The sequence below is a fragment of the Nocardioides sp. NPDC092400 genome, from assembly GCF_040684155.1.
Taxonomy (GTDB): domain Bacteria; phylum Actinomycetota; class Actinomycetes; order Propionibacteriales; family Nocardioidaceae; genus Nocardioides.
In genome coordinates, this window is record NZ_JBFBFJ010000002.1 from 147,441 (window position 1) to 171,094 (window position 23,654).

The following is a 23,654-nucleotide window of genomic DNA, read 5'->3' on the forward strand; positions in this document are numbered from 1 at the left end:
ACATCGTAGGGAGCCCTCGCTAACGTCGGTCCGTGCCCGATCCCGTGGTCCCCGTCGAGCCGCCACCGTCGGCGTGGGCCTTCGGCGACCCCGCCGGCTACGACCCGCTCGACGACCTCGTCGCCGTCGGCGCCGACCTCGCGCCCGGCACGCTGCTCGCGGCGTACCGGCAGGGGCTGTTCCCGATGCCGTCCGGGACGCCGGGCGACCCGATGTACTGGTTCTGCCCGGTGCGCCGCGGGGTCCTCCCGCTCGACGGGCTCACGGTCTCCCGCTCGCTGCGGCGGTCCTGCCGCGACTTCGACGTCCGCGTGGACACCGCCTTCGCGGCGGTCGTCGACGCCTGCGGCGACCCGCGCCGTCCGCAGGGCTGGATCGACGAGGACATCCGCGCGGCGTACCTCCGCCTCCACGAGCTGGGCTGGGCGCACTCGGTGGAGGCCTGGCGCGACGGCGAGCTGGTCGGCGGGCTGTACGGCGTTGCGGTCGGCGGGCTGTTCGCGGGGGAGTCGATGTTCCACACGGCGCGCGACGCCTCCAAGGTCGCCCTGGTCGGGCTGGTCGAGCGGCTGCGCGACGAGCACGCCGCCGACCGCCTGCTCGACGTCCAGTGGTCCACCCCGCACCTCGCCTCGCTCGGCGTCGTCGAGGTGCCGCGCGCGACGTACCTCGACCGGCTGCGCCGCGCGGTGCGGCTCCCCCTGCCTCCCGGGCTGGTGCCGACCCCGGTGCCGACCCCGAAGGCCGCCGAGGACTGATCCGTGCCAGGCTGGGCAGAGTGAGCCAGCGGCGCCCCGCTCGTCCTGCCACCCGCAGGGCACGCGCCGCACCAGCCACCCAACCGTGAGGAACCCATGCTGAACCTGCGCCGTGCCGTCGCCACCTCGTCCCTCCTGCTGCTCGCCCCCCTCGCCGCCGCGTGCGGTGGGGACGAGGAGGCCAGCTCCGCGCCGGACGACGCGTCGACCGAGGACTTCTGCACCGCCTACAGCAGCATCTTCGAGTCGCTCGTCGCCGCCCCGACCGACGGGTCGGAGAGCGAGCAGGAGCAGGCCGCCGTCGACGCGCTCAAGGAGTGGAGCGCGAAGATGAAGGACGTCGGCACGCCCAGCGACCTGCCCGACGACGCCCGCCAGGGCTTCGAGCTCGTCCTCGAGCAGGCCCAGGACATCGAGGACGTCGAGGACCTCTCCGAGCTCAAGGACTCCGGTGACTACTCCGACTCCGAGCAGGAGCAGATGAAGGCGCTCAACACCTGGATGACCGAGAACTGCGCCGACCAGATGCCGGGCATGGGTGCGCCGTCCGCCGAGGCCCCCTCCCCCGAGGGGCTGCCCACCGAGGACACCACTCCCTGATCCACCGCACCGGGGTCGTGCCCGGTCGGACCCAGGTCAGACCACGCGGGGCTGCTGGCCGTTCTCGCTGACCATCGGTCGGCCGGCAGCCTCCCAGTCGAGCATCCCGCCGTCGAGGTTCACGACGTCGTACCCCTGCTGGGCGAGGTAGCCGACCGCCTGCGCGGAGCGGCCGCCGACCTTGCACACCACCAGCGTCTGCCCGACCGGCAGGTCGCCGAGGCGCTGCGGCAGGTCCATGAGCGGGACGTGCACGGCGCCCTCGATGTGCCCGTGCTCCCACTCCACCGGCTCCCGCACGTCGAGGACCACCAGGCCCTGGGGGAGGGGGTCGGGCACGCCGTCGAGGGTCACGGTGGGGATCTGGTTCATGGCACCAGTTAACCCGGCCTACTTGAGCAGCTTCGACATCCGCCGGTCGGCCAGCGGCTTGCCGCCGGTCTGGCAGGTCGGGCAGTACTGCAGGCTGGAGTCGGCGAAGGAGACCTCGCGGACGGTGTCGCCGCAGACCGGGCACGGCTGTCCGGTGCGGCCGTGGACGGCGAGGTTCGACTTCTTCTCGCCCTTGAGCTCGCTGGCCGCCAGCCCGCGCGAGCGGTCGACCGCGGCGCCGACGGTGGCGCGCAGCGCGTCGAAGAGACTCTGCAGCTCCTCGCCCTCGATCGAGCTCGCCGGCTTGTACGGCGACATCCGGGCCGCGTGCAGGATCTCGTCGGAGTAGGCGTTGCCGATGCCGGCGATCGTTCCCTGGTGGCGCAGCACGCCCTTGATCTGCTTGCGGCCCTCGCGCTGCAGGATCTCGCCGAGCCGCTCGACGGTGAAGTCGTCGACGAGCGGGTCGGGGCCCAGCGTGGCGATGCCGGGGACGTCCATCGGGTCCCGCACGACGTACATCGCGAGGCTCTTGCGGGTGCCCGCCTCGGTGACGTCGAGCCCGGAGCCGTCGTCGAGGACGATGCGCACGGCCAGGGTGGACTTCGTGCTCGGCTTGGGCGGGATCGTCGGCACCTCGTCGCGCCAGCGCACCCAGCCCGCGCGGGCGAGGTGCAGCACGAGGTGGGTCCCGGAGCAGTCCAGGTCCAGGAACTTGCCGTGCCGGGTGACGTCGTCGACGAGCGTCCCCTCGAGGGCGCTGAGCGGCGGGTCGAAGGTCTTCAGGGCGCTGAACGCCGCGACGTGGACCCTGACGATCGCGCGTCCGTCGAGCCGGCCCAACAGGTCGAGGGCCAGCGCTTCCACCTCGGGCAGCTCGGGCACGTCGTCGAGTCTAGGAGGACGGGGAGCAGATCAGGCGTCGTAGCGCTCGCGGTGCTCCGCGCGCAGCCGCTGGTACGTCGCGTCGGCGGCGGCCGCGTCCCAGGCCGCCTTGAACACCTGCGCGGCGTCGGCCTTCTCCTGGGCCTTTTCGCCCTCCTGCCGGTTGGCGTAGCGGCGGGCCCGCGTGTAGCCCATCTGGAGGTACTTCCGGGCCATGTCGGCGCCGACGAAGTCGCCCGCGGCGAGGTAGGCCCCGAAGCGCTCGGCGATCGCCGCGCTGGAGCGCTCGGCCTTCTCCACCGTGGCGAACTCCCACAGGGGCAGGAGCTCGGACTTGTACGGCTCGACGTGGAAGACGCCCTGCTCGCCGCGACCCACGGCGTACAGCTCGGGGTGCTCGCGCAGGTCGAGGCCCGCGTAGTCGAGGGAGTAGTCGAAGCGGCGCACGACGTGCCGGTACCCGGTGACAACCGGCTGCGACGGGTGCACCATGGGCGGATGACCGCTGCGCGACCGCTCCCGGTCTCGGGCTCGATCCACCTCGACGCCCGGGGGGACGACCGCGCGCTCCGGGTCTCCTGGCACCACGAGTCGGGGCTCGTCGTGCTCTCGCTGTGGCGGGAGAACCTCTGTGCGGGGTCCTTCCGGCTCTCCGTCGAGGACGTGCCCACCCTGATCGAGGCGCTGCGCACCGGGCTCGACGAGCAGTACGACATCGCGCTGGGCCGCCGGATGGGCGGCGACACCGACGCCACCGGCACGCTGCCGTCCGTCGCCGGCTAGCGGCTCGCGTCCGCCGATAGGGCCGTCGCGACACGTCTAGGAGGAACCCTAGACGGGCGCATATCGGCGATACGGTCGTCGGATGGACCCGATCCGCAACCCGTACGCCCCCGGCGCCGGGCAGCGACCGCCGGAGCTGGCGGGCCGCGACCTGGAGCTGGAGCAGTTCGAGATCACCCTGGAGCGGGTCGCCGCGGGCCGGCCGGAGCGCAGCATGGTGCTCTCCGGCCTGCGCGGGGTCGGCAAGACCGTGCTGCTCAACGCGCTGCGCAGCCAGGCGGTGAAGCGGGCCTGGGGCACCGGCAAGATCGAGGCCCGTCCCGACCGCAGCATCCGGACGCCGGTCGCCCAGGCCGTCCACGCCGCCGTGCGCGAGGTGGCCCACCGCCACCGCGACCCCGACCGGGTCGACGAGGTCGCCGGGGTGCTCAAGGCCTACGCCCTGCGCACGACGCTGGCCGACCGCAAGGGCCACGCCTGGACCCCGCCGCTCGACGTGCCCGCCACCAGGGGGCGCGCCGACTCCGGGGACCTCGAGCTGGACCTGCTCGAGCTGTTCACCGACGTCGCGGGCCTCGCCGGCGACCTCGGCGTGGGGATCGCCCTGTTCGTCGACGAGATGCAGGACATCGACCCCGCCGAGCTGACCGCCCTGTGCGGGGCGTGCCACGAGATCAGCCAGCTGGGCGCACCGCTCGTCGTCGTCGGCGCGGGCCTGCCGCACCTGCCGGTCGCGCTGGCCGCCTCGAAGTCCTACGCCGAGCGGCTCTTCCGCTACGTCTCGGTCGACCGCCTCCCGCGGGAGATGGCCGACCGCGCCTGGCGGGTGCCGGCGGCCGAGGAGGGCGTCGACTTCGAGGCCGGGGCGCTCGACGAGCTCTACCGCCTCACCGACGGCTACCCCTACTTCGTCCAGGCCTACGGCAAGGTCGTCTGGGACGCCGCGGTCGGCTCCCCGGTCACCCTGGACGACGTCGCCGAGGCGGCCCCCCTCGCGGAGGCGGAGCTGGCGATCGGCTTCTTCGGGGCGCGCTACGAGCGCGCGACGCCTGCCGAGCGCGACTACATGACCGCCATGGCCGACCTGGGCGCGGAGGCCGACGACGGCCCGGTCGCCACCGCCGAGGTGGCCCGGCACCTGGGGCGCAAGCCGCAGTCGCTCTCGCCCGCCCGCGACGGGCTGATCAAGAAGGGGCTGGTGTACTCCGGCGAGCGCGGCTCGGTGGCGTTCACGGTCCCGCACTTCGGGAAGTTCCTCCGGGCCCGGTGACCCTCTCCGACCGACCCGCCGATTGACCCCGTCCACCGACCGGTCGAAGATCCCTCCTGTGGACAAGGTTGTGGGAAGCGCTGCCGAGGCGGTGGCCGACGTCGCGAGCGGCTCGCGGATCGCGGTGGGCGGGTTCGGGCTGTGCGGGATCCCCTCGGTGCTGATCGAGGCGCTGCTCGAGGCGGGGGTCGACGAGCTCGAGGCGGTGTCGAACAACGCCGGGGTCGACGGCTGGGGCTTGGGCCGGCTGCTCGCGGCCGGCCGGCTGCGGCGGATGGTCGCCTCCTACGTCGGGGAGAACAAGGAGTTCGCGCGGCAGTACCTCGCCGGCGAGCTCGAGGTCGAGCTGACCCCGCAGGGCACGCTCGCCGAGCGGATGCGGGCCGGCGGGTCTGGGATCCCGGCGTTCTACACCGCCACCGGGGTCGGCACGCAGGTCGCCGAGGGGGGTCTGCCGTGGCGCTACGACGCCGAGGGGAACGTCGTGGTCGCGTCCCCGCCGAAGCCGACCCAGGTCTTCGAGACCGCCGACGGACCGCGGGAGTTCGTGCTCGAGCACGCGATCGTGGCCGACGTCGGCCTGGTCCGGGCCTGGAGGGGCGACCGGCACGGGAACCTCGTCTACAAGGACTCCGCCCGCAACTTCAACCCGCTCGCCGCGATGTGCGGGCGGGTCACCATCGCCGAGGTCGAGGAGCTGGTCGAGCCCGGCGAGATCGACCCCAACCACGTGCACACCCCCGGGGTGTTCGTGCAGCGGGTCGTCGCGCTGACCCCCGAGCAGGCGGCCGACAAGCGCATCGAGAAGAGGATGGTCCGCTGATGGCCTGGAGCCGCGAGGAGATGGCCGCGCGCGCGGCCTCGGAGCTGACCGACGGGTCCTACGTCAACCTCGGCATCGGGCTGCCCACGCTCGTGCCGAGCTTCGTCGCCGACGACGTCGAGCTGGTGCTGCAGTCGGAGAACGGCATCCTCGGCGTCGGCGCCTACCCGCTGGCGGGCGAGGAGGACCCCGACCTGGTCAACGCCGGCAAGGAGACCGTGACGGTCCGGCGGGGCGCGAGCTTCTTCGACTCCGCGACGTCCTTCGGGATGATTCGCGGCGGCAAGGTCGACGCCGCGATCCTCGGCGCGATGCAGGTCAGCGCCGCCGGGGACATCGCGAACTGGATGATCCCCGGGAAGATGGTCAAGGGCATGGGCGGCGCGATGGACCTCGTCCACGGCGCGAAGAAGGTCGTGGTCCTGATGGAGCACGTCGCCCGCGACGGGTCCTACAAGATCGTCGAGGAGTGCTCCCTGCCCTACACCGGCCGCGGGGTGGTGCAGCGGATCATCACCGACCTCGCCGTCATCGACGTCGTGCCGCCCGCCGAGGGCGGTGGCCTCCGGCTGGTCGAGCTCGCGCCCGGCGTCACCGAGGACGAGGTGCGCGAGAAGACCGAGCCGGCACTGCGCAGCTGAACGGCACTGCGCGGCTGAGCCGGCCCGGCGGGCGCCGCCCGCGCCGGTCGTGCGCGACGATGGGACGGTGCAGTCCGACGGTGCCGGCCAGGCGGCCACGCCCCCCACGCCCGCGACCCGGCCGCAGGTCGTCGCCCACCGGGGGGCCAGCGCGGACAACGCCGAGCACACCCTCGGCGCGTACGTCGCGGCGCTGGCCGCCGGCGCAGAGGCGCTCGAGTGCGACGTGCGGCTGACCGCCGACGGCCACCTGGTCTGCGTCCACGACCGCAAGCTGCGCCGGACCGCGAGCCGGCGCGGCGTCGTCTCCACGATGGAGCTGGCCGAGCTCGCCGAGCTCGACTTCGCGACCTGGAAGAACCCCTGGTCCGACCTCGACGACGAGGCGCCGGAGCGCGACGAGGAGCACGACCGGGTGCTCACCCTGCGCCGGCTGTGCGAGGTGGCCGCGGACCACGACCGGCGCGTGGAGCTGGCGATCGAGACCAAGCACCCCACGCGCTACAGCGGTCTGGTCGAGCGCCGGGTCGTGGAGACGCTGCGGCACTTCGGCTGGGACCGGGCCGGGAGCCCGGCGCGGGTGATGAGCTTCAGCTTCACCGCGCTGCAGCGGGTCGAGCGGCTCGCGCCGGGGGTGCCGCTGGTGATGCTGCTCGAGCGCGCGCAGTACTGGCCGGCCCTGCGCCGGATGATCGGCCCCGACTGGCTCGTCGGGCCCGGGGTCGAGGAGCTGGCCGAGCACCCCTCGCTCGGCCCGCGGATCACCCGCGCCGGGCACGGCATGCACGTGTGGACCGTCAACACCCGCGAGCAGCTCGACCTGTGCCTCGAGCTCGGCGTCCGCGCGGTCATCACCGACCGCCCGGCGTACGTCCTCCAGCAGCTCGGCGCCTAGTCTTCGCCCATGGCGAAGAAGTCCCGCACCAAGTCCCGCCCGGACGCGCGCACCTCCGCGCCCCTCGCCGAGGGCGAGGTCGGCCCCCGCCAGCCCTGCCCGTGCGGCTCTGGCAAGCGGTACAAGGCCTGCCACGGCGCCCCCGGCGGGGCGGCTGCCCCCTTCGTCGCGCGGCCGTTCGAGGGCCTGCCCTCGGAGTGCGACATCGTCGCGATGCGCGAGCTGGTGCCGGCCGCGACCGCGCCGCTGACCCTGAAGGACGACCCGGACCGCACCGTCGTGCTCGCCAGCCTGCTGCCGATGGCGGCCCCGGCAATGGCCCGCGAGAGCGGTCAGACCTGGCTGGGCCTGCAGGTCCAGCACTCCTTCGGCGACCCCTCCCGCGACCTCGCGGCCGCCCTGCAGCAGGCGCTGGTCGCCGAGCCGGGCATCGTCGGCCTCACCGAGCCGCCCGCGGCCGGGCCCCGCCTGCAGGACCTGGTCACCGGCGACCGGCTGGAGGTCACCGTGCACGAGGGCTTCGAGTACTGGATCGCCGACCTCGAGGACACCAGCGGCATGGAGGCCGCGCTCGAGCAGGCCAACGGTGCCGCCAGCCCCACCGCCCGCCTGACCAGCGTCGAGGCGGCGTACTGGACCAACGTCGGCACCAAGGAGCACCTGCGCTGGGTGATGCCCGAGCCGGAGGACGACCTGCTCACCGCGTTGGCGCGGCTGCACGTCGCGGGCCGCGACGTGCTGGTGCCGGACTCGCGGTTCGTGGGCATGTTCCGCGCCCACGGCCTGCTCGCACCCGTGTGGGACCTGCCGCTGGGCACCGGCGCGGAGGTGCTCGAGGAGCCGGCCGACCGGTTCCGCCAGGAGCTGGCCGAGGCGCTCGCCGACACCTCCGACCTCACCTCCGAGCAGCGCTCGGCCCGCCAGGGCCTCGCCACCCGGCAGGTGACCATCCGCTGAGCGCCGACGCCGGGGCCGGGACCTAGCGTCGCCGCAGCACCCAGGGCTGCAGCCGCGAGTAGCCCTTGACCGAGGTGCGGCGCACCCGGCGGAAGCGGTACGGCGCGTCGCCGGCGTCCTCGTCGTCCCCGTCCTGGTCGTCGCGGTCGGCGTCCTGGTCGTCGCGGTCGGCGTCGTCGGCCGGCGGTCGGCCCGACAGCGCGTCGTGGGCCCCGCGGTCGACGAGCACCGTCCCGGGCCGGGCGAGGGAGGTCAGCCGTGCGGCGATGTTGACGGTGGGGCCGAAGACGTCGCCGAGCCGGCTGACCACCGCGCCGTACGCCAGTCCGGCACGCACCTCGGGGAACGGGTCGTCGGGGTCGGCTCCACGCTCGACCATCCGCAGGGCGATCGCGGCGGCCGCGAGCGGGTCGTCGGCGACCAGCAGCACCTCGTCGCCGATGTTCTTGATGACCCGGCCGCCGTGCTCGACCGCGATGTCGGTGCAGACCGACTCGAAGCCCTCCAGCCAGCCGACCAGTCCGGCCTCGTCGAGCCCCTTGCTGCGCGAGGTGTAGCCGACGATGTCGACGAAGACGACCGCCAGGGAGGTGGCCGGCGAGCCGGGGGAGTCCACGGCGAGCAGCCGCCCCGCGGCGCTGACCAGGTGGCGGCGCCAGACGTAGGACTGGAGCGCCTCGACCCGGGGGAGCACCTCCTCGGCCAGCTCGGCGACCCGCGCGACCGGGTCGCCGACGCCCTCCTCGAGCGCGACGTCGGCCAGCAGCGTCGTCTGCCACTCCGCGAGCCGGGCGAAGCTGCGCCCCCAGGTGCGCACCAGCGCCGCCTGACGGTCCTCGGTGAGCACGCCGAGGTCGACGAGCTCGACGGCCTGGCGCAGGGAGTCGACGTCCAGGCGGGTGAACGCCACGTCGTCGTGGTCGGCCTGGGGGAACCCCAGCCACCGCCACAGCTCCTCGGCGACGGCCTCCTCGACGCCGGACTGCTCGATCACCTCGTCGCGGGTGAACCGCGGCTCCTCCTGGAGCAGGAAGCGCTCGACCGCCTCGACGGCGCCGGTGAGGTCGAGCCGCTCCCCGTCGTCAGCCACGGGCGGCGACCGCGGTCAGCGGGACTCGACGACGGCGTTCAGCGCCTCGCGGAAGGAGGGCATCTCCTCCGACAGCCGCTCGACGGCCTCGGCGGTGAGGTGGATCAGGTCCAGCGGGGTCAGCGCGACGATCGAGGCGGTGCGCAGCGAGTGCCCGACGATCGCCTTCTCGCCCATGATGTCGCCCGGGCCGAGCTGCGCGATCTCCTCCTTGCCCCGGCGCACCGAGACGCGGCCCTCGAGGAGGATGTAGGCCTTGTCGGCCGGGGTCCGCTCGGAGATCGGCGACCAGCCCTCGGGCAGGTGGACCCGGGTGCCGGCGGCACTGATCCGGGCGACCTCCTGCGGGGTGAAGTTCTCGAAGAACGAGACGCTCATGTGCGTTCCTTACTCACCGCGAACGGTGCGACGGCGGGTCCCCTCCCGCGGTCGATCCTCGCAGACCGGCCCCGGGGTGTGAAGGAGACGGCTGCCACACCGGCGGGTCGGCGGGCTCGGGTGCGGCCGGACGAGGGTCAGACCGGCAGCGGGTCGCGCGTCACGGGGCAGCTCATGCAGCGAGGGCCGCCGCGCCCGGACCCGAGCTCGGATCCCGCGATGCGGACGACCTCGATGCCGGCCGCCTCGAGCCGGTCGTTGGTCTCGACGTTGCGCTCGTAGGCGACGGCCACCCGCGGCGAGAGCGCCAGGGTGTTGTTGCCGTCGTCCCACTGCTCGCGCTCGGCGGTGACCGGGTCCAGGCCGGTGTCGATCTGGTGCAGGGTGTCGATCCCCATCGCCTTGGCGGCCGCGACGAGGAACGGCTCGGCGTCGGCCACCCGCAGGGTCAGCGCGCCGGCGTCCCCGCGCTCGCCGGGAGGAGCGTCGCCGGCGGCGGCGTCCAGCGTGACGGCGTACGCCTGCAGGGAGTCGGCGACGTTCGGGTACATCACGATCTTGTCGACGTCGACCATGGTGCAGACCGTGTCGAGGTGCATGGTGGCCCGCTCCTGGGCGATCGGCACGGCCAGCACGGTGTGGGCGAGGTCGGCGTGGAAGACCTGCCGCGCGAACCGCTCGACCCCCGCGGGGGTGGTGCGCTCGCCGACGCCGACGGCGATGACACCGGGGGCGAGCAGCAGCACGTCGCCGCCCTCCACGTGCTCGCTGTGCCAGCCGTGGATGCGGCGGGTGCCCCGGAACCGCGGGTGCTCGGTGTAGATCAGCTCGGTCAGCTGGGTCTCGCGCTTGCGCGCGGGCATCGACAGCGAGGTGACGGCCACCCGGTCGCGGACCCACACGCTGGAGTCGCGGGTGAACAGCAGGTTCGGCAGCGGGTCGACCAGGAAGTCGTCGCTGGCCAGCAGCGAGGTGACCAGGCCGAAGCCGCCGCGGACCTCGTCGTTGCGGATCCCCGCGGTGAGGTACTCGGTCAGCTCCGCCGGGGACGCCTCGCGCAGGAACCCGGCCAGGTAGCCGCGCATCGTGTCGCCCAGGTGCAGGCCGGTGAGCGCGGAGTTGATCGCGTGGTTGCGGGCCGACTCCTGCTCGAGGGTCTCGGTCAGCAGCTCGGTCAGGTAGAGCACCTCGACGTCGCGGGTGCGCAGCGCCTCGGCGAACGCGTCGTGCTCCTCCTGCGCGCGAGCGACCCACGGGATGCCGTCGAAGAGCAGCTTGTCGTTGTTGCGGGGGGTCAGCCGCTTCAGCTCCGGCCCGGGCCGGTGGAGCACCACCGTCCGCAGCCGTCCGACCTCGCTGTCGGCCCCGTACCGGGCCTGCTGCTCGCTCATGGCCGGAACTGTAGGCGCGTCAGCGGACCAGCTCCCAGATCAGGAACGCCTCGAGCACGAGGCACACGCCCGCACCCGCGTAGAACAGCACGTGCATCGGCACCCAGCGCATGAGCGTCCGGCCGACGAGCACCGCGAGCCCGCTGACCGCGAGGAGGGCGCCCAGGGCGCCGACGAAGACCTCGAACGGCGCTTCGTACCGCGCCACGAGCGAGATCGTGAGCAGCTGGCTGAGGTCGCCCCACTCGGCGGCCAGCAGGACCAGGAACGACGCGAGCACCGCGCGCCAGCCGGTCGCCGGCTTGGCCCGCTCGGCGAACTCCGCCCCCTCGTCGGCGTCGCGGTCACGCTGGTGCGCCCGCGCCTCGCGGAGCAGGAGGACCGCTCCGATGAGGAACATGACCGCGGCCGCGACCTGGACGACCTCCTCGGGCAGGAACGACGCCGCGTGGCCGAGCAGCACGGCGATGGTCGTCTGGACGGCGAAGGCCAGGCCCACGCCGATCCACACCAGCAGCGGCCGGTAGCGGGTGGAGAGGACGAGCGTGGCCAGGAACGTCTTGTCCGGCAGCTCGACGAGGAAGATCGTGCCGAAGGCGATCGCCGCGACGGCGAGGTCCATGAGGTGCTGCTTTCAGGTGCGGGGAGGGTGGTCGGGAGGGTGCGGCGGCAGCCCTCAGGCGCGGAACGGGTCGGCGGGGTAGACCCCGAGCACCTTGATGTCGGTGGTGAAGAACGCCAGCTCCTCCAGCGCGCGGGCCAGGCCCGGGTCGTCGGGGTGGCCGTCGACCTCGGCGAGGAACTGGGTGGCGGTGAACTGCCCGCCGACCATGTAGCTCTCCAGCTTGGTCATGTTGACGCCGTTCGTGGCGAAGCCGCCCAGCGCCTTGTAGAGCGCTGCGGGCAGGTTGCGCACGTTGAAGATGAAGCTGGTGACGACCGGTCCGCTGCCGCGCTCGGCCTCCTGCAGGTCGCGGGAGAGCACGACGAAGCGGGTGGTGTTGTGCTCCTCGTCCTCGACGTCCTCGGCGAGGACCTGCAGCCCGTAGATGTCGGCCGCCAGCGGCGGGGAGATCGCGGCCTGGGTGGGGTCGGCCGCCTCGGCGACCTCGCGGGCGGCGCCGGCGGTGTCGCCGGAGATGACCGGCTGCAGGCCGTGCTCGCGGATGACCTTGCGGCACTGGCCCAGCGCGTGCACGTGGCTGTGCACCGTCCTGATCGACTCCAGCGACGAGCCGGGGACACCCATGAGGTGGAAGCGGATGCGCAGGAAGTGCTCGCCGATGATGTGCAGGCCCGAGCCGGGCAGGAAGTGGTGGATGTCGGCGACGCGGCCGGCGATCGAGTTGTCGATCGGGATCATCGCCAGGTCCGCGTCACCGCCCTCGACGGCGGCGAAGACGTCCTCGAACGACGCGCAGGCGAGCGCCTCCCAGTCGGGGTAGTGCTGGGCGCACACGATGTGGGAGTTGGCTCCGGGTTCGCCCTGGTAGGCGATGCGGCGGGCGTCGGGCACGGCCGCAGTCTAGGGTCGGCGCCGTGGCCGTCCTCGCAGTGCTCTCCTTGGTGGTCGCCCTCGTGGCCGTCGTCTTCGCCGTGCTCGCGCTGAGGCGCACGGCGTCCGCGCCCCGCACCGCTCCGGTCGACGCCCTCCCCGAGGACGTGCACGGCCTGCGCCAGGAGGTCGCCGCCCTGCGGGCCGAGACGCGCGACGCGCTGCGCCACCTCGCCGTCGTGCGGTACGACGCCTTCGGCGACATGGGCGGGCACCTGTCCTGGTCGCTGGCCCTGGTCGACGACGGCGGGAACGGCGTCGTGCTGACCTCGATCCACGGCCGCAGCGACTCGCGCACCTACGCCAAGAACGTCGCCGGCTGGACCTGCGAGCAGCAGCTCTCCCCCGAGGAGGAGGAGGCGGTCTCCGCCGCCCGCCCCTGAGCTCCGGCGCTCCGCTAGCGGGGGACGCGCACCAGCAGGCGTCCGTGGACGCACTGCATCCGCAGCTCGCGGCCCGGGCCGATCGAGTCGCCGTCGAGCTGTCGGGGGGTCTCCCGCTCCGCGCGGACGACGACCGAGGCGCCGGTCTTGCGGTCGACGAGCTCGTCGGTGTGCGGCCGCTTGAGCATGACCCGCCACGCCAGCGGCACCCAGGCCAGGAAGTTGCGCGGGTGCAGGATGACGACGTCCAGGGTGCCGTCGTCGATCGCCGCGTCCGGCAGCAGCGGCATGCCGGCCTGGAGGAAGCCGACGTTGCCGACGACGACGGTGCGCGCGCGGTGCTTGGTGAACTCCCCGCCGTCGACGGAGACCTCCACCTTCACCGCGGGGAACATCAGCGACTTCATGCCGGAGACGACGTAGGCGACCCAGCCGACCCGCTTCTTGAGGTCCTCGTTGACGCCCTCCATGATCGCGGCGTCGAAGCCCATGCCCGCCATCACCATGAAGTGGGCCGGCTCGATGCCGTCGCCCTCGACCTCGACGAGGTCGATGGCGCGGTCCTGGCCGTTGAGCCCGATGTCGATCGCCGAGCGCAGGTAGAGCGGGATGCCGAGGTTGCGGGCCAGCAGGTTGCCGGTGCCGGCCGGGATGATCCCGACCGGGATCCCGGTGCCGGCCAGCTCGGCGCAGACCTCTCGGACGGTGCCGTCGCCGCCGCAGACGAGGACCAGGTCGGTGCCGTCGACCGACGCCTGCTCGGCCATGCCGCCGCCCGGGTCCTCGACGGTCGTGTAGTGCCAGCGCGGCTCGGACCAGCCGGCCTCCACCGCCATCGAGGTCACGGTCGCCCGGAACGCGTCGAGGTCCTCGACCTTGATCGGGTTCACGATCACCGCGAGCCGGTGCGCCGAGCTGAACACCTCCGGCAGCGGCTCCGCCTTGTCCGCGATGCTGCGCGGCAGCGGGCTGAGCACCGCCAGCCCGAGCAGGACCATGCCCGACCCGAGCAGCACGCCGCCGACCGCGTCGGAGGGGAAGTGCCGCCCCAGGAGCACCCGGTCGAGGCACACGAGCAGCACGACGAGCCCGACGGCGACGTACGCCGCCCGCCGCACGCTCGAGCGCCGCACCAGCATCGCCACGAGGACCACGAGCACGCCGCCGAACGCCGCGATCGAGGAGGCGTGCCCGGAGGGGAAGGACTTGGTGCTCAGCAGCGCCTCGCTCAGCTGCCACTCCGGTCGCTCGCGGCCGATCCACAGCTTCAGTCCGGTGGTCGCGAGCGAGGTCGCCACCATCACGGCCAGCACGTACGCCGCGGCGCGGGCGTGCTTCTTGAGGAACATCGCCGCCGCCAGCACGAGCGTCAGCACGGTCATGCCGGTCGTCGCGAACGCCACCTCGATCCAGCGCAGCGGGCCGGAGAGCCAGCCGGCGTCGACCGCCCACTGCTGGGCCGGGTCGCCTCGGTCGTCGAAGGTGGCGAGCGGGCCCCAGCCCTGCGCCACACCCAGGCCGAGCAGCCCGAGGAGGACGAAGCAGAGGACGGCCCAGCTCAGCGGGGCGACGCGGGGACGGTCCAGCACCTCGACAGTATGACCGGCCGGTAGCACGTGCCCGGAACTCGCGTGAGCGGCCCGGAACCGCCCGGATAGCCTTGCCGACATGATCGACCCCCGCATCCTGCGAGACGACCCCGACCGCGTGCGCGCCGCCCAGGCCAAGCGCGGTCTGTCCGACGAGGTGGTCGACCGCGCGCTGTCCGCCGACGGCGCCCGCCGGACGGCGATCAGCGCCTTCGAGTCGCTGCGCGCGGAGCAGAAGCAGCTCGGCAAGCAGATCCCGAAGGCCTCGCCCGAGGAGCGGGCCGAGCTGCTGGCCCGCACCAAGGCGCTGGCCGCCGAGGTGAAGGAGGCCGAGACGGCGCAGGCGGCGGCCGAGGAGGAGTGGCAGGCGGCGCTGATGTCGATGCCGAACCTCGCGTCCCCCGAGGCCCCCGAGGGCGGCGAGGACGACTTCGTCGTGCTCGAGGAGGTCGGCACCCCGCGCGACTTCGCCGCGGAGGGCTTCGAGCCCCGCGACCACATCGAGCTCGGCCGGATGCTCGGCGCCATCGACCTCGAGCGGGGGGCCAAGGTCTCCGGCTCGCGCTTCTACTTCCTCACCGGCGTCGGCGCGCAGCTGGAGCTCGCGCTCGTCAACCTGGCGATGGAGCAGGCCCGCGAGGCCGGCTTCACCCAGGTCATCGCGCCCTCCCTGGTGCGTCCGCGGGCCATGGACGGCACCGGCTTCCTCGGCCAGGCGGCCGACGACGTCTACCGGATCGAGGGGGAGGACCTCTACCTCGTCGGGACCTCGGAGGTCCCGATGGCGGCGTACCACTCCGACGAGATCCTCGACGGCGGCTCGCTGCCGCTGCGGTACGCCGCGTTCAGCCCCTGCTTCCGCAAGGAGGCCGGGTCGCACGGCAAGGACACCAAGGGGATCATCCGGGTCCACTGGTTCGACAAGGTGGAGATGTTCGTCTACACCACCCTCGAGGAGGCCCCGGTCGAGCACGAGCGGCTGCTGGCCTGGGAGCGGGAGTTCCTCGACAAGCTCGAGCTGGCCTACCGCGTGATCGACGTCGCGACCGGCGACCTGGGCCTGTCGGCGACCCGCAAGTTCGACTGCGAGGCGTGGATCCCGACCCAGGGCAAGTACCGCGAGCTCACCTCGACCTCCAACTGCACCGAGTTCCAGTCCCGCCGCCTCGACATCCGGGTGCGCGACGACGCGGGGGTGCGCCCGGCCGCGACGCTCAACGGCACCCTCACCGCGGTGACCCGAGCGATCGTCGCGATCCTCGAGACCCACCAGCAGGCCGACGGGTCGGTCCGCGTCCCGAAGGCGCTGCAACCGTTCATGGGCGGCCTCGAGGTCCTCCGGCCGGTGGCCCCGTGAGCGCGCCCTCCCCGGCGCCGGGCACCGAGGGGTGGCAGCCGAAGGTCGTCGCGCTCGACATCGACGGCACGCTGCTCAAGTGGGTCGAGGGCGGCGGGACCACCCACGAGGAGATCGCGCCGGCGGTGTACGACGCCGTGCGGCGCGTCCGCGAGGCCGGTGGCCACGTGGTGCTCGCCTCGGGGCGCTCGCCCCACGGCATGACCACGATCGCCGACCTGCTGGACCTGCACCCCGGCGAGCACACCGACGACGACGCCCTGTGGGTCGTCGCGTCCAACGGCGCGGTGGTCTTCCGCTACCCGCCGCTCGAGGTGGTCCACGAAGAGACCTTCGACGCCGGCCCGGCGGTCAAGGCGGTGCTCGAGCGGCACCCGAAGGCCCTGGTGGCGGTCGAGGAGCGCGGCGTCGGCTACCGGGTGACCTCCCACTTCCCCGAGGGGGAGCTCTCCGGCGACATGATCGTCACCGAGCTCGAGGAGCTCGTGGCCGGACCGGTCAGCCGCGTCATCATCCGCGACCCCGAGGCGACCGCCGACGAGTTCGTCGCGCTCGCCGAGGAGCTCGGCCTGCACGGCACCAACTACATCGTCGGCTGGACCGCCTGGCTCGACATCGCCCCGATCGGGGTGTCCAAGGCCTCCGGCCTGGCGCACGTGTGCGCCGAGCTCGGCTGCACCGCCGCGGACGTCCTGGCGATCGGCGACGGCCGCAACGACATCGAGATGCTGCAGTGGGCCGGCCGCGGGGTCGCGATGGGCCAGGCCATCGAGGTCGTCCGGGAGGCGGCGGACGCCGTCACCGGCGAGGTCTACGAGGACGGCGCGGCGAAGGAGATCTCCCGCTGGTTCCCGGAGCGCTGAGCGTGACCGCGCCGGTGCCGCCCCAGCTGCCGGAGCTGCTCGTCTCCGAGCGCCTCCGCCTGCCGCTGTGGACCGCGGCCGAGGTGGCCGACATCCGCGCGGGGAGGCGGCGAGCGGAGTGGCACCCGGACTTCCCGCGGCGCGACGACGCCGACGCCGCGACCATCTGGGCCGAGGGCGACACCTGGGGCCCGCGCTCGGTGGTCCGCGGGCGCACCGTCCTGGGCTCGATCGGCTTCTACGGGCCGCCGGGCGGCGAGCCGCCCGAGGCCGAGGTCGGCTACGGCCTGGTCGAGGAGGCGCATGGCTACGGCTTCGCCACCGAGGCGCTGCGGACCGTCCTGGCCGCCACGGACGCCGTCGGCGTGCTCGTCCGCGCCGCCGTCGCGCCGGGCAACCGGTCCGGCATCCGGGTGCTGGCCAAGGCCGGCTTCACCGGGCTCCGCGGCTCCGACGAGGACGGCAACCTCGTGATGGCGAGGCCGCTGCCGTGAGCGCCGACGGCTCCTCCCGCCCGGACCGCACGCCCCGGCTGGTCGCCACCGACCTCGACGGCACCCTCGTGCGCTCCGACGGCACCGTGTCGGACTACACCGCCGACGTCCTGGTCCGGGTCGAGGCGCTCGGGGTGCCGGTGGTCTTCGTGACCGGGCGGCCGCTGCGCTGGGCCGAGGAGGTCTTCGAGCACGTGGGCGAGCACGGCCTGGCGATCATCTCCAACGGGGCGCTCGTGTGGGACGTCGCCCGCAGCCGCATCCACCTGGAGCGCCCGATCCCGCCGGCGCTGGCGCTCGAGGTGTGCCGCGACCTGCGCGCCGCGGTGCCGGGCACGGCGTACGCCGTGGAGGACCTGGACGGCATCGGCCTGGAGCCGGACTTCATGGAGCGCTACGAGATGCCGGCCGGCTCCCGGCGCGCCCCGGTCGAGGACCTCCTGGCCCGGCCGCCGCTGAAGCTGCTGGTCCGTCACGAGGAGCTCGCCCCGCAGGAGTTCTGGGACCGCGCCGAGGAGGTGAACGACGGCCGGCTCACCTTCACCTGGTCCTCGGCGACCACGCTGCTCGAGGTCAGCGGACCGGGCGTCACCAAGGCCTCCACGCTCGAGCTGCTCTGCCGCGACCTCGGCATCGACGCCGCGGACGTCATCGCCTTCGGGGACATGCCCAACGACCTCCCGATGCTCGGCTGGGCCGGTACGGCGTACGCCATGGCCGACGCGCACCCGACGGTCACCGCCGCGGCGACCCACGCCGCGCCCGGCCACGACGAGGACGGCGTCGCACGGGTCCTGGCTGGTGTCTTCGGGCTCTGATCTGTTGTGATGCTCCTCGTGCCAGCCGCCCGCCGACTCCTCGCGAGCGCCGCCGTGGCGGCTGCGTGCCTCGTCGGTCCTGGCGTCGCGGTGCCGGCTGCGGTGCCGGCTGCGGTCGCCGCGCAGGCGCCGCCCCGCTGCCCGACGCCCACGGTCCAGGACGCGACGCGCCAGGCCGACGCGGTCTTCTCGGGCACGGTCGAGGACGTCACGACCGAGCGCTCCGGGGGGCGAGCGGTCCACGACCACGGGGTCGCCGTCTCGCGGGTGTGGAAGGGCGGGCTGGCCGCCGAGCAGGTCGACGTCCGCACGGTCGGGGGGCGCGAGGCCTGCGGCTCCGGGCTCGGTCGCCTCGAGGTCGGCTCGGACTACCTGTTCTTCGTCGACCGGCGCGCCGGGACCATGATCGCCTCGGCCGGGAGCCGGACCGCTCCCGCCGACCCACGCCTGGTCGCCCAGGTGACCCGCCTGCTCGGCGCCGGCACGACGCCGGTCGAGCCCCCGCCGGAGTCGGCGGAGTTCACCCGCGTCGCCAACGGCAGCCCTGCACCGCTCTCGCGCACCGCCGCACCGGGCCTCGCGATGGTCCTCGTGGGCCTGCTCGGCCTCGCCGTCGTGCGCCGGCTGGGCCGCCGCTGACCGCGAGGGTCAGAGGTACATGCCCCCGGACTCACCGGGGGTCGGACCGGGGTCCTGCCGCGGCTGCTGACCCATGGTCGGCATCCCGCCCTGGGCGCCGGGGACGGCGCCGGGGGGCAGGGCCCGCCGGATCTGCTCGAGCTGGGTGCGGGCGGCGATCTGCTGGGCGTAGATCGCGGTCTGGATGCCGTGGAAGAGCCCCTCGAGCCAGCCGACCAGCTGGGCCTGGGCGATGCGGAGCTCGCCCTCGGAGGGCGTGACGTCCTCGGTGAAGGGCAGCGCCAGCCGGCTGAGCTCCTCGACGAGCTCGGGCGCGAGGCCGGCCTCGAGCTCCTTGATCGAGGCGGCGTGGATCTCCTTGAGCCGGTTGCGGCTCGCCTCGTCCAGCGGTGCGGCCTTCACCTCCTCGAGCAGCTGGCGGATCATGCCGCCGATCCGCATCACCTTCGCGGGCTGCTCGACCAGGTCGGTCACCGAGCGCTGCTCCTCGCCCTCGCCGCCGTCCTCACCGGCGGCGCCGTCCTGCTGCTGCTGCAGCGCCGAGACGGGGACCGACCCCATCGGCTGCCCGTCCGGGCCGATGACGACGACGTGCTGCTCCTGCTCCTCCGCGGGACCGCTCATGCACCGACCCTATCGACCGGCGCCCAAGCCTCAGAGGGTGAGCACGATCTTGCCGGTGTGCTCGCCGGACTCCATCAGCTCGTGGGCACGGACGACGTCCTCCAGCGGCATCGACCCGTGCACGACGGGGGTGACCGAGCCGTCGGCGAGCAGCGGCCACACGTGCTCGACCACGGACGCGCAGATCGCGGACTTGCCCGCCACCGGCCGCCCGCGCAGGGAGGTGGCGATGACCGCGCCGCGCTTGCCCAGCAGCTTCGCGATGTCCAGCTCGCCCTTGGTGCCGCCCTGCATGCCGATGATGACCAGCCGGCCCTCGGGGGCGAGCACGTCGACGTTGCGGCCGAGGTACTTGGCGCCCATGTTGTCCAGCACGACGTCCGCGCCCACACCGTCGGTCGCCTCGCGCACGGCGGCCACGAAGTCCTCGTCGCGGTAGCTGATCGCCACGTCGGCGCCCAGCTCGCGGCAGTACGCCAGCTTCTCCGGCGTCCCGCTCGTCGTCAGCACGCGGGCGCCGGTCGCCGCGGCGAGCTGGATCGCGAAGGTGCCGATGCCCCCGGCGCCGCCGTGCACCAGCAGGTTCTCGTCGGGGCGCAGGCCGGCCACCATGAACAGGTTCGACCACACGGTGCAGGCCACCTCGGGCACCGCGGCGGCGGTGACCAGGTCGAGCCCGTCGGGGACCGGCATCAGCTGCCCGGCCGGCACGACGACCCGGGAGGCGTAGCCGCCGCCGGCCAGCAGCGCGCACACCTCGTCCCCGACCGACCAGCCCTCCACGCCCTCGCCGACGGCGGCGACCGTGCCGCTGCACTCCAGGCCGATCACGTCCGAGGCGCCCTTCGGCGGCGGGTAGAACCCCTGCCGCTGGAGCAGGTCGGCGCGGTTGACCGCCGTCGCGGCGACGGCGACGGCCACCTCGCCGGGCCCCGGCTCGACGTCCGGCACCTCCTGCACGCTGAGGACCTCCGGCCCACCGGCCCCGTCGGCGATCACGGCTCGCATGTGCCCACCCTAGGAGGGACCCGCTCGCCGGCCGGCGGACGCTCGGGCGGGTCTCAGTCGAGGGTGTCGCCGCTGTGGTCGACGGCGCGGTCGTCGGGCACCTCGTCGGCCACGTCGTCGGGGTCCGCGGCACCGGCCGGCCGGTCCCACGACTCGGCGAGCCGCTGGGCCTTCGCGGCCAGCCGCTCGACCTCCTCGGGGCTCGCACCGGCCGCCCCGGCGGCGTACCCGAGGAGGTAGGAGGTCACCGGCGCCGCCGGCCTCTCGACCGCGTGGGCGACGACGCGGGCGAGGTCGAGGACGAGCCCCTCGTCCATCTCCTCCTCGACGTCGAGGACGTCGCTGAGCTCGTCGATCCAGTCGTGGAGGTTCACGGTCCCCAATCTGCCCAGCGGAGGGCTCCGGCCGCAACCGTCCCGGGCCGGTCAGGGCGCGTCGTCGTCCCCCTGCTCGCGCAGCTCGCGCAGGTCGGCCCAGGTGTCGAGGTCACGGTGCTCGCGGCCCTCGGTCGGGACGGCGGCGAGGTCCAGCGGCTCGAGCAGCCGGTGCAGGGCGGCGCCGTGCTGCTCCTCACGGCCGGGTCGTACCGCGTCGAGCCGGGCCACGTCGAGGACCAGCGCGAGCTGCCGGCGGCCGTCGGGGTCCACGAGCGCCGCGCCGTCACGGCCCTGCGCCGCCTCGTGCAGCCGGCGGATCGTCCGGGGGGTCACGTGCGGCATGTCCACCGCCAGCACCGCCAGCGTGGGCGTGCGCCGCAGCAGCGCGTCGCGGCCGGTGAGCAGGGCGGCCACCGGCCCGCCGTACCGCGGGTCCTCCCGGGTGAACGTCACCGGCCGCTCGGTCGGCACCGGGTCACCCACCACGACGACCTCCGCGGCGTCGACGACCGCGTCGAGGGCGTGCGCGAGGAGGGTGCGACCGGCGACCTCGACCGACGCCTTGTCGGCCCCGCCGAGGCGGGCGGCGCGGCCCCCGGCCAGCACGACCGCGCAGAAGCTCTCCAGCACGCCTCGATCCTGCCGCACCGCTCCGGGCGGGCGGCTCCGGAGGTGGCACGCTGGGGTCGTGCGATCCCCGATGCGTGTGGCCCTCGTCCAGGAGGCGGCGGGCCTGGACCCCGACGCCAACCGTGCGCGGCTGGCGGACCTCGTGCCGGCCGGCGCGGACCTCGTCGTGCTCCCGGAGGCCTTCGCCCGCGACTTCGGCGAGGCCGGCTCGGACGTGGGCGCGTACGCCGAGCCGGTCGACGGACGCTTCGCCGACGAGGTCGACCGGGTCGCCGCGGTGCGCCGGACCACCGTCGTGGCCGGCATGTTCGAGACCGGCCCGGACGCAGCCCGGCCCTACAACACCCTCGTCGTCCGCGGCGCCGCCGAGGCGGCGTACCGCAAGGTCCACCTCTACGACTCGTTCGGCTACCGCGAGTCCGACCGGCTGACCGCGGGCCCGCCGGCACCGGTGGTCGTCGACGTCGCGGGCGCCCGCGTCGGCCTGATGACCTGCTACGACCTGCGCTTCCCCGAGCTCGCGCGCCTGCTCGTCGACGAGGGTGCCGAGGTGCTGGTGGTGCCGGCGGCGTGGGTGGCGGGGGAGCGGAAGGTCGACCACTGGCGCACGCTGGTCCGTGCCCGGGCGATCGAGAACACCGTGTACGTCGTGGCCTGCGGCCAGCCCGGTCCGCGCTACAGCGGCCACTCCATGGTGGTCGACCCGCTCGGCGACGTGCTGGCCGAGGCGGGCGAGGGGCCCGAGCTGCTGACGGCGGAGCTGCGTCCCGACGTGCTCGAGCAGGCCCGGCGCACCAACCCCTCGTTGGCCAACCGCCGTCTGTAACGTTGCCCGGCGTGTCCCGGACCGCCCCTCGCCGCCGTGCCGAGCCGCCGCCGCGCCCGGAGCGTCCCGCACGTGAGCGACGTCCGCGCGACGAGCGGGGGAGCCGCGAGCGCCCCCCGGGCCGTGGGCCGCTGAGCGGCCGCGCCAAGGTCGCCGTGGCCGCGGTGGTCGCGGCCCTCGGGCTGGCCGCCCTGGTCGCCGCGATGGTGCCGGTCGGTCCCGGCTGGCTGGGCGAGGCCGGCGCGGTCGCGGTCGCGGTGACGTACACCTGGGCGCTCGCGGCCCGGACCGGCGGCCGGCCGCTCGTCTTCGGCGGCCTCGCGCTGCTGCTCGGCGTGCTGGCCGTGGTCCTCGACGAGGACGCCCTGCGCACCGGTGCCGCGGTCCTCACCTGCGTGGTCAGCGCGGTCCTGGCGGTGATGGGCACGGTCCCGGCCCGGCGCTTCCACCAGGCGGCCCGCGAGTGCGCCCTCGCGCTGCTCGTCGCGGCCGTCGGCGCCCTCGCGACCGTCGGCTTCGAGCCGCGGATCGCGCTGGTGCGCTTCGAGTACGTCACCCTCGGGCTCGCCCTCGTCGCGGCGTTCCTGCTCGTCGTCCGGCTGGGGGCCGGCCTGCACGGGCTCGGCCGGCGGGGGGTCGCCATCGTGCTGGTCGGGACGGTGCTGCTGGCGGTGACGCTGGCCTACGCCGAGCTGCTGCGCCGCTACGGCACCCCGGGCCTGGTCAGCTCGCTGCTCGACGCCGTGCGCTGGAGCCGCGACCACCTCGGCGCGTTCCCCCGGCCGATCGAGACGGTGCTCGGGGTCCCCGCGCTGGTGTGGGGGTGCCACATGCGCGCCCGGCGGCGCCAGGGCTGGTGGGTCTGCGCCTTCGGGGTCTGCGCGACCGCACCCGTCGCCAACGCGCTCGCCAACCCCTCGATCTCGCTGCTCGAGTGCACGCTCTCGGTGGTGTACGGCGCGGTCGTCGGGCTCGTCATCGGGTACGTCGTCATCCGGCTCGACCTCGCCCTCACCGGCCCGCGGGGCCGGCGCTCGCGGCGGGCCGAGGAGGAGGCCGCCGGGCGGCCCGAGCCGCGGCGTACCGAGGCGCTGCTGTAGCCGTCGCCGGGAAGCTTCAGCGGTTGGCCGATGAAGCTGTCGGTGGGCCGCTGAAATTTCATCGGCCACCCAGGAGCTTCATCGGCTGACCGATGGATCTTCCGGCTGCCCGGCGACCCCGCGAGCGGGCTAGGAGACGATCTCGAGCAGCACGTCGCCCTCCTGGACGACGTCGCCCGGCGCGACCTTGACGGCGCGGACGGTGCCGGCGTGCTCGACGACGACGGGGATCTCCATCTTCATCGACTCCAGCAGCGCGACGGTGTCGCCGGGGGCGACCGCGGCGCCGGGCTCGACGGTCACGGTCATGACGTTGGCGACCATCTCCGCGACGATCTCGCTCACCTGTTCGCGGGCCATGCCGGCGACGCTAGTCGTTACCCGGGGGTACTCGGGCATCCGGCCGGGACGAGCCGCCGTACCTGGCAGAGGGGGCGGGATTCGAACCCGCGGTAGGTCTCCCTACGACCGCTTTCAAGGCGGTTCCGATCGGCCACTCCGGCACCCCTCCGTGCGACCGGTGCTCGCGCGCCGGCCGACGGGAGGAG

The 23,654-nt window shown here is 74.1% G+C and carries 30 protein-coding genes and 1 tRNA gene; 16 read left to right on the forward strand and 15 right to left on the reverse strand.

Annotation, left to right across the window (positions count from 1 at the left end; translation table 11 throughout):
• Window positions 1-32: 32 nt before the first annotated feature.
• On the forward strand, window positions 33-758 hold the full coding sequence (gene aat / locus AB0N29_RS08195) for a leucyl/phenylalanyl-tRNA--protein transferase (RefSeq protein ID WP_302268949.1): 726 nt from the start codon (window positions 33-35) through the stop codon (window positions 756-758).
• A 96-nt stretch (window positions 759-854) separates the two neighbouring features.
• Window positions 855-1,358: a hypothetical protein gene (locus AB0N29_RS08200; RefSeq protein WP_364865700.1), complete on the forward strand. Its 504-nt coding sequence runs from the start codon at window positions 855-857 to the stop codon at window positions 1,356-1,358.
• Window positions 1,359-1,394: 36 nt separating this feature from the next.
• Here the strand turns inward: AB0N29_RS08200 and AB0N29_RS08205 are convergent, their stop codons facing one another.
• Genes AB0N29_RS08205 through AB0N29_RS08215 form a run of 3 tightly spaced genes read right to left on the reverse strand, consistent with a single transcriptional unit; the run spans window position 1,395 to window position 3,062 of the window.
• A complete protein-coding gene (locus tag AB0N29_RS08205) occupies window positions 1,395-1,730 on the reverse strand; it encodes a rhodanese-like domain-containing protein (protein ID WP_364865702.1) in 336 nt (111 codons plus the stop codon).
• 18 nt (window positions 1,731-1,748) lie between these two features.
• The gene (locus AB0N29_RS08210; protein WP_364865704.1) at window positions 1,749-2,615 is read right to left on the reverse strand and encodes a DNA-formamidopyrimidine glycosylase family protein; all 867 of its coding nucleotides are present in this window, start codon (window positions 2,613-2,615) and stop codon (window positions 1,749-1,751) included.
• 30 nt (window positions 2,616-2,645) lie between these two features.
• Entirely contained in the window at window positions 2,646-3,062 is a 417-nt protein-coding gene (locus AB0N29_RS08215; protein ID WP_364865706.1) for a DUF4385 family protein, read from the reverse strand.
• Between the two features lie 51 nt (window positions 3,063-3,113).
• On the opposite strand from AB0N29_RS08215, the gene AB0N29_RS08220 reads away from it, so the two are divergent.
• The 6 genes from AB0N29_RS08220 to AB0N29_RS08245 all read left to right on the forward strand — a co-directional run bounded on the left by AB0N29_RS08220 (window position 3,114) and on the right by AB0N29_RS08245 (window position 7,984).
• A complete protein-coding gene (locus AB0N29_RS08220) occupies window positions 3,114-3,398 on the forward strand; it encodes a hypothetical protein (RefSeq protein ID WP_302268954.1) in 285 nt (94 codons plus the stop codon).
• An 82-nt stretch (window positions 3,399-3,480) separates the two neighbouring features.
• Complete coding sequence (locus AB0N29_RS08225) at window positions 3,481-4,668, forward strand: ATP-binding protein (protein WP_364865708.1); 1,188 nt, start codon at window positions 3,481-3,483, stop codon at window positions 4,666-4,668.
• Window positions 4,669-4,726: 58 nt separating this feature from the next.
• Window positions 4,727-5,491 carry a CoA transferase subunit A gene (locus AB0N29_RS08230; protein WP_302268956.1) on the forward strand — a complete coding sequence of 255 codons (765 nt, stop codon included), beginning with the start codon at window positions 4,727-4,729 and terminating at the stop codon, window positions 5,489-5,491.
• Complete coding sequence (locus tag AB0N29_RS08235) at window positions 5,491-6,132, forward strand: 3-oxoacid CoA-transferase subunit B (RefSeq protein ID WP_364865711.1); 642 nt, start codon at window positions 5,491-5,493, stop codon at window positions 6,130-6,132. The genes AB0N29_RS08230 and AB0N29_RS08235 overlap by 1 nt, the downstream gene beginning before the upstream one ends.
• A gap of 67 nt (window positions 6,133-6,199) precedes the next feature.
• A complete protein-coding gene (locus AB0N29_RS08240; protein ID WP_364865713.1) occupies window positions 6,200-7,027 on the forward strand; it encodes a glycerophosphodiester phosphodiesterase family protein in 828 nt (275 codons plus the stop codon).
• 9 nt (window positions 7,028-7,036) lie between these two features.
• The gene (locus AB0N29_RS08245; RefSeq protein ID WP_302268959.1) at window positions 7,037-7,984 is read left to right on the forward strand and encodes a DUF5926 family protein; all 948 of its coding nucleotides are present in this window, start codon (window positions 7,037-7,039) and stop codon (window positions 7,982-7,984) included.
• Between the two features lie 22 nt (window positions 7,985-8,006).
• Here the strand turns inward: AB0N29_RS08245 and AB0N29_RS08250 are convergent, their stop codons facing one another.
• The 5 genes from AB0N29_RS08250 to AB0N29_RS08270 form a co-directional block, all read right to left on the reverse strand.
• Entirely contained in the window at window positions 8,007-9,074 is a 1,068-nt protein-coding gene (locus tag AB0N29_RS08250) for an adenylate/guanylate cyclase domain-containing protein (RefSeq protein ID WP_364865716.1), read from the reverse strand.
• A gap of 15 nt (window positions 9,075-9,089) precedes the next feature.
• Window positions 9,090-9,452, reverse strand: coding sequence for a cyclic nucleotide-binding domain-containing protein (locus AB0N29_RS08255; protein WP_302268961.1), 363 nt, complete (start codon window positions 9,450-9,452; stop codon window positions 9,090-9,092).
• Window positions 9,453-9,589: 137 nt separating this feature from the next.
• Complete coding sequence (locus AB0N29_RS08260) at window positions 9,590-10,843, reverse strand: arginine deiminase (protein ID WP_302268962.1); 1,254 nt, start codon at window positions 10,841-10,843, stop codon at window positions 9,590-9,592.
• Window positions 10,844-10,862: 19 nt separating this feature from the next.
• Entirely contained in the window at window positions 10,863-11,465 is a 603-nt protein-coding gene (locus AB0N29_RS08265) for a TMEM165/GDT1 family protein (RefSeq protein WP_302268963.1), read from the reverse strand.
• Between the two features lie 54 nt (window positions 11,466-11,519).
• Complete coding sequence (locus AB0N29_RS08270; RefSeq protein WP_302268964.1) at window positions 11,520-12,359, reverse strand: prephenate dehydratase; 840 nt, start codon at window positions 12,357-12,359, stop codon at window positions 11,520-11,522.
• Window positions 12,360-12,382: 23 nt separating this feature from the next.
• Between AB0N29_RS08270 and AB0N29_RS08275 the strand changes: the two genes are divergently transcribed.
• Complete coding sequence (locus AB0N29_RS08275) at window positions 12,383-12,781, forward strand: DUF4446 family protein (RefSeq protein WP_302268965.1); 399 nt, start codon at window positions 12,383-12,385, stop codon at window positions 12,779-12,781.
• 14 nt (window positions 12,782-12,795) lie between these two features.
• Here the strand turns inward: AB0N29_RS08275 and AB0N29_RS08280 are convergent, their stop codons facing one another.
• Complete coding sequence (locus AB0N29_RS08280; RefSeq protein WP_364865721.1) at window positions 12,796-14,370, reverse strand: YegS/Rv2252/BmrU family lipid kinase; 1,575 nt, start codon at window positions 14,368-14,370, stop codon at window positions 12,796-12,798.
• Window positions 14,371-14,449: 79 nt separating this feature from the next.
• Between AB0N29_RS08280 and serS the strand changes: the two genes are divergently transcribed.
• From serS to AB0N29_RS08305, 5 genes are read left to right on the forward strand one after another with little or no spacing between them, the layout of a single operon-like run.
• The gene (serS, locus tag AB0N29_RS08285; RefSeq protein ID WP_302268974.1) at window positions 14,450-15,727 is read left to right on the forward strand and encodes a serine--tRNA ligase; all 1,278 of its coding nucleotides are present in this window, start codon (window positions 14,450-14,452) and stop codon (window positions 15,725-15,727) included.
• Entirely contained in the window at window positions 15,724-16,590 is an 867-nt protein-coding gene (locus AB0N29_RS08290; protein WP_302268976.1) for an HAD family hydrolase, read from the forward strand. Before serS ends, AB0N29_RS08290 begins: the two co-directional genes overlap by 4 nt.
• A 2-nt stretch (window positions 16,591-16,592) precedes the next feature.
• Complete coding sequence (locus tag AB0N29_RS08295; protein WP_302268977.1) at window positions 16,593-17,084, forward strand: GNAT family N-acetyltransferase; 492 nt, start codon at window positions 16,593-16,595, stop codon at window positions 17,082-17,084.
• Window positions 17,081-17,902 carry an HAD family hydrolase gene (locus AB0N29_RS08300; protein WP_364865724.1) on the forward strand — a complete coding sequence of 274 codons (822 nt, stop codon included), beginning with the start codon at window positions 17,081-17,083 and terminating at the stop codon, window positions 17,900-17,902. The genes AB0N29_RS08295 and AB0N29_RS08300 overlap by 4 nt, the downstream gene beginning before the upstream one ends.
• A gap of 9 nt (window positions 17,903-17,911) precedes the next feature.
• Entirely contained in the window at window positions 17,912-18,541 is a 630-nt protein-coding gene (locus AB0N29_RS08305; protein ID WP_364865726.1) for a hypothetical protein, read from the forward strand.
• A 9-nt stretch (window positions 18,542-18,550) separates the two neighbouring features.
• Here AB0N29_RS08305 and AB0N29_RS08310 read toward each other — a convergent pair whose 3' ends face one another.
• Genes AB0N29_RS08310 through AB0N29_RS08325 form a run of 4 tightly spaced genes read right to left on the reverse strand, consistent with a single transcriptional unit; the run spans window position 18,551 to window position 21,180 of the window.
• Window positions 18,551-19,165, reverse strand: a complete 615-nt coding sequence (locus AB0N29_RS08310) for a bacterial proteasome activator family protein (RefSeq protein ID WP_364865728.1) — start codon at window positions 19,163-19,165, stop codon at window positions 18,551-18,553.
• Window positions 19,166-19,195: 30 nt separating this feature from the next.
• Window positions 19,196-20,173 (reverse strand): NAD(P)H-quinone oxidoreductase, encoded by a 978-nt coding sequence (locus tag AB0N29_RS08315; protein WP_364865730.1) that lies wholly within the window; start codon window positions 20,171-20,173, stop codon window positions 19,196-19,198.
• A gap of 53 nt (window positions 20,174-20,226) precedes the next feature.
• Complete coding sequence (locus AB0N29_RS08320; protein WP_302268984.1) at window positions 20,227-20,547, reverse strand: DUF6457 domain-containing protein; 321 nt, start codon at window positions 20,545-20,547, stop codon at window positions 20,227-20,229.
• A 51-nt stretch (window positions 20,548-20,598) separates the two neighbouring features.
• Window positions 20,599-21,180 (reverse strand): NTP transferase domain-containing protein, encoded by a 582-nt coding sequence (locus AB0N29_RS08325; RefSeq protein WP_364865732.1) that lies wholly within the window; start codon window positions 21,178-21,180, stop codon window positions 20,599-20,601.
• 58 nt (window positions 21,181-21,238) lie between these two features.
• Here AB0N29_RS08325 and AB0N29_RS08330 point away from each other — a divergent pair, with 58 nt between their 5' ends.
• Together AB0N29_RS08330 and AB0N29_RS08335 are read left to right on the forward strand one after the other, a co-directional pair.
• The gene (locus AB0N29_RS08330) at window positions 21,239-22,006 is read left to right on the forward strand and encodes a carbon-nitrogen hydrolase family protein (protein WP_364865734.1); all 768 of its coding nucleotides are present in this window, start codon (window positions 21,239-21,241) and stop codon (window positions 22,004-22,006) included.
• 11 nt (window positions 22,007-22,017) lie between these two features.
• Entirely contained in the window at window positions 22,018-23,106 is a 1,089-nt protein-coding gene (locus AB0N29_RS08335; RefSeq protein ID WP_302268986.1) for a hypothetical protein, read from the forward strand.
• Between the two features lie 129 nt (window positions 23,107-23,235).
• Here the strand turns inward: AB0N29_RS08335 and AB0N29_RS08340 are convergent, their stop codons facing one another.
• Entirely contained in the window at window positions 23,236-23,466 is a 231-nt protein-coding gene (locus AB0N29_RS08340; RefSeq protein ID WP_302268987.1) for a biotin/lipoyl-binding carrier protein, read from the reverse strand.
• Between the two features lie 63 nt (window positions 23,467-23,529).
• Window positions 23,530-23,617: transfer RNA gene (locus tag AB0N29_RS08345), tRNA-Ser, on the reverse strand.
• Window positions 23,618-23,654: the final 37 nt, after the last annotated feature.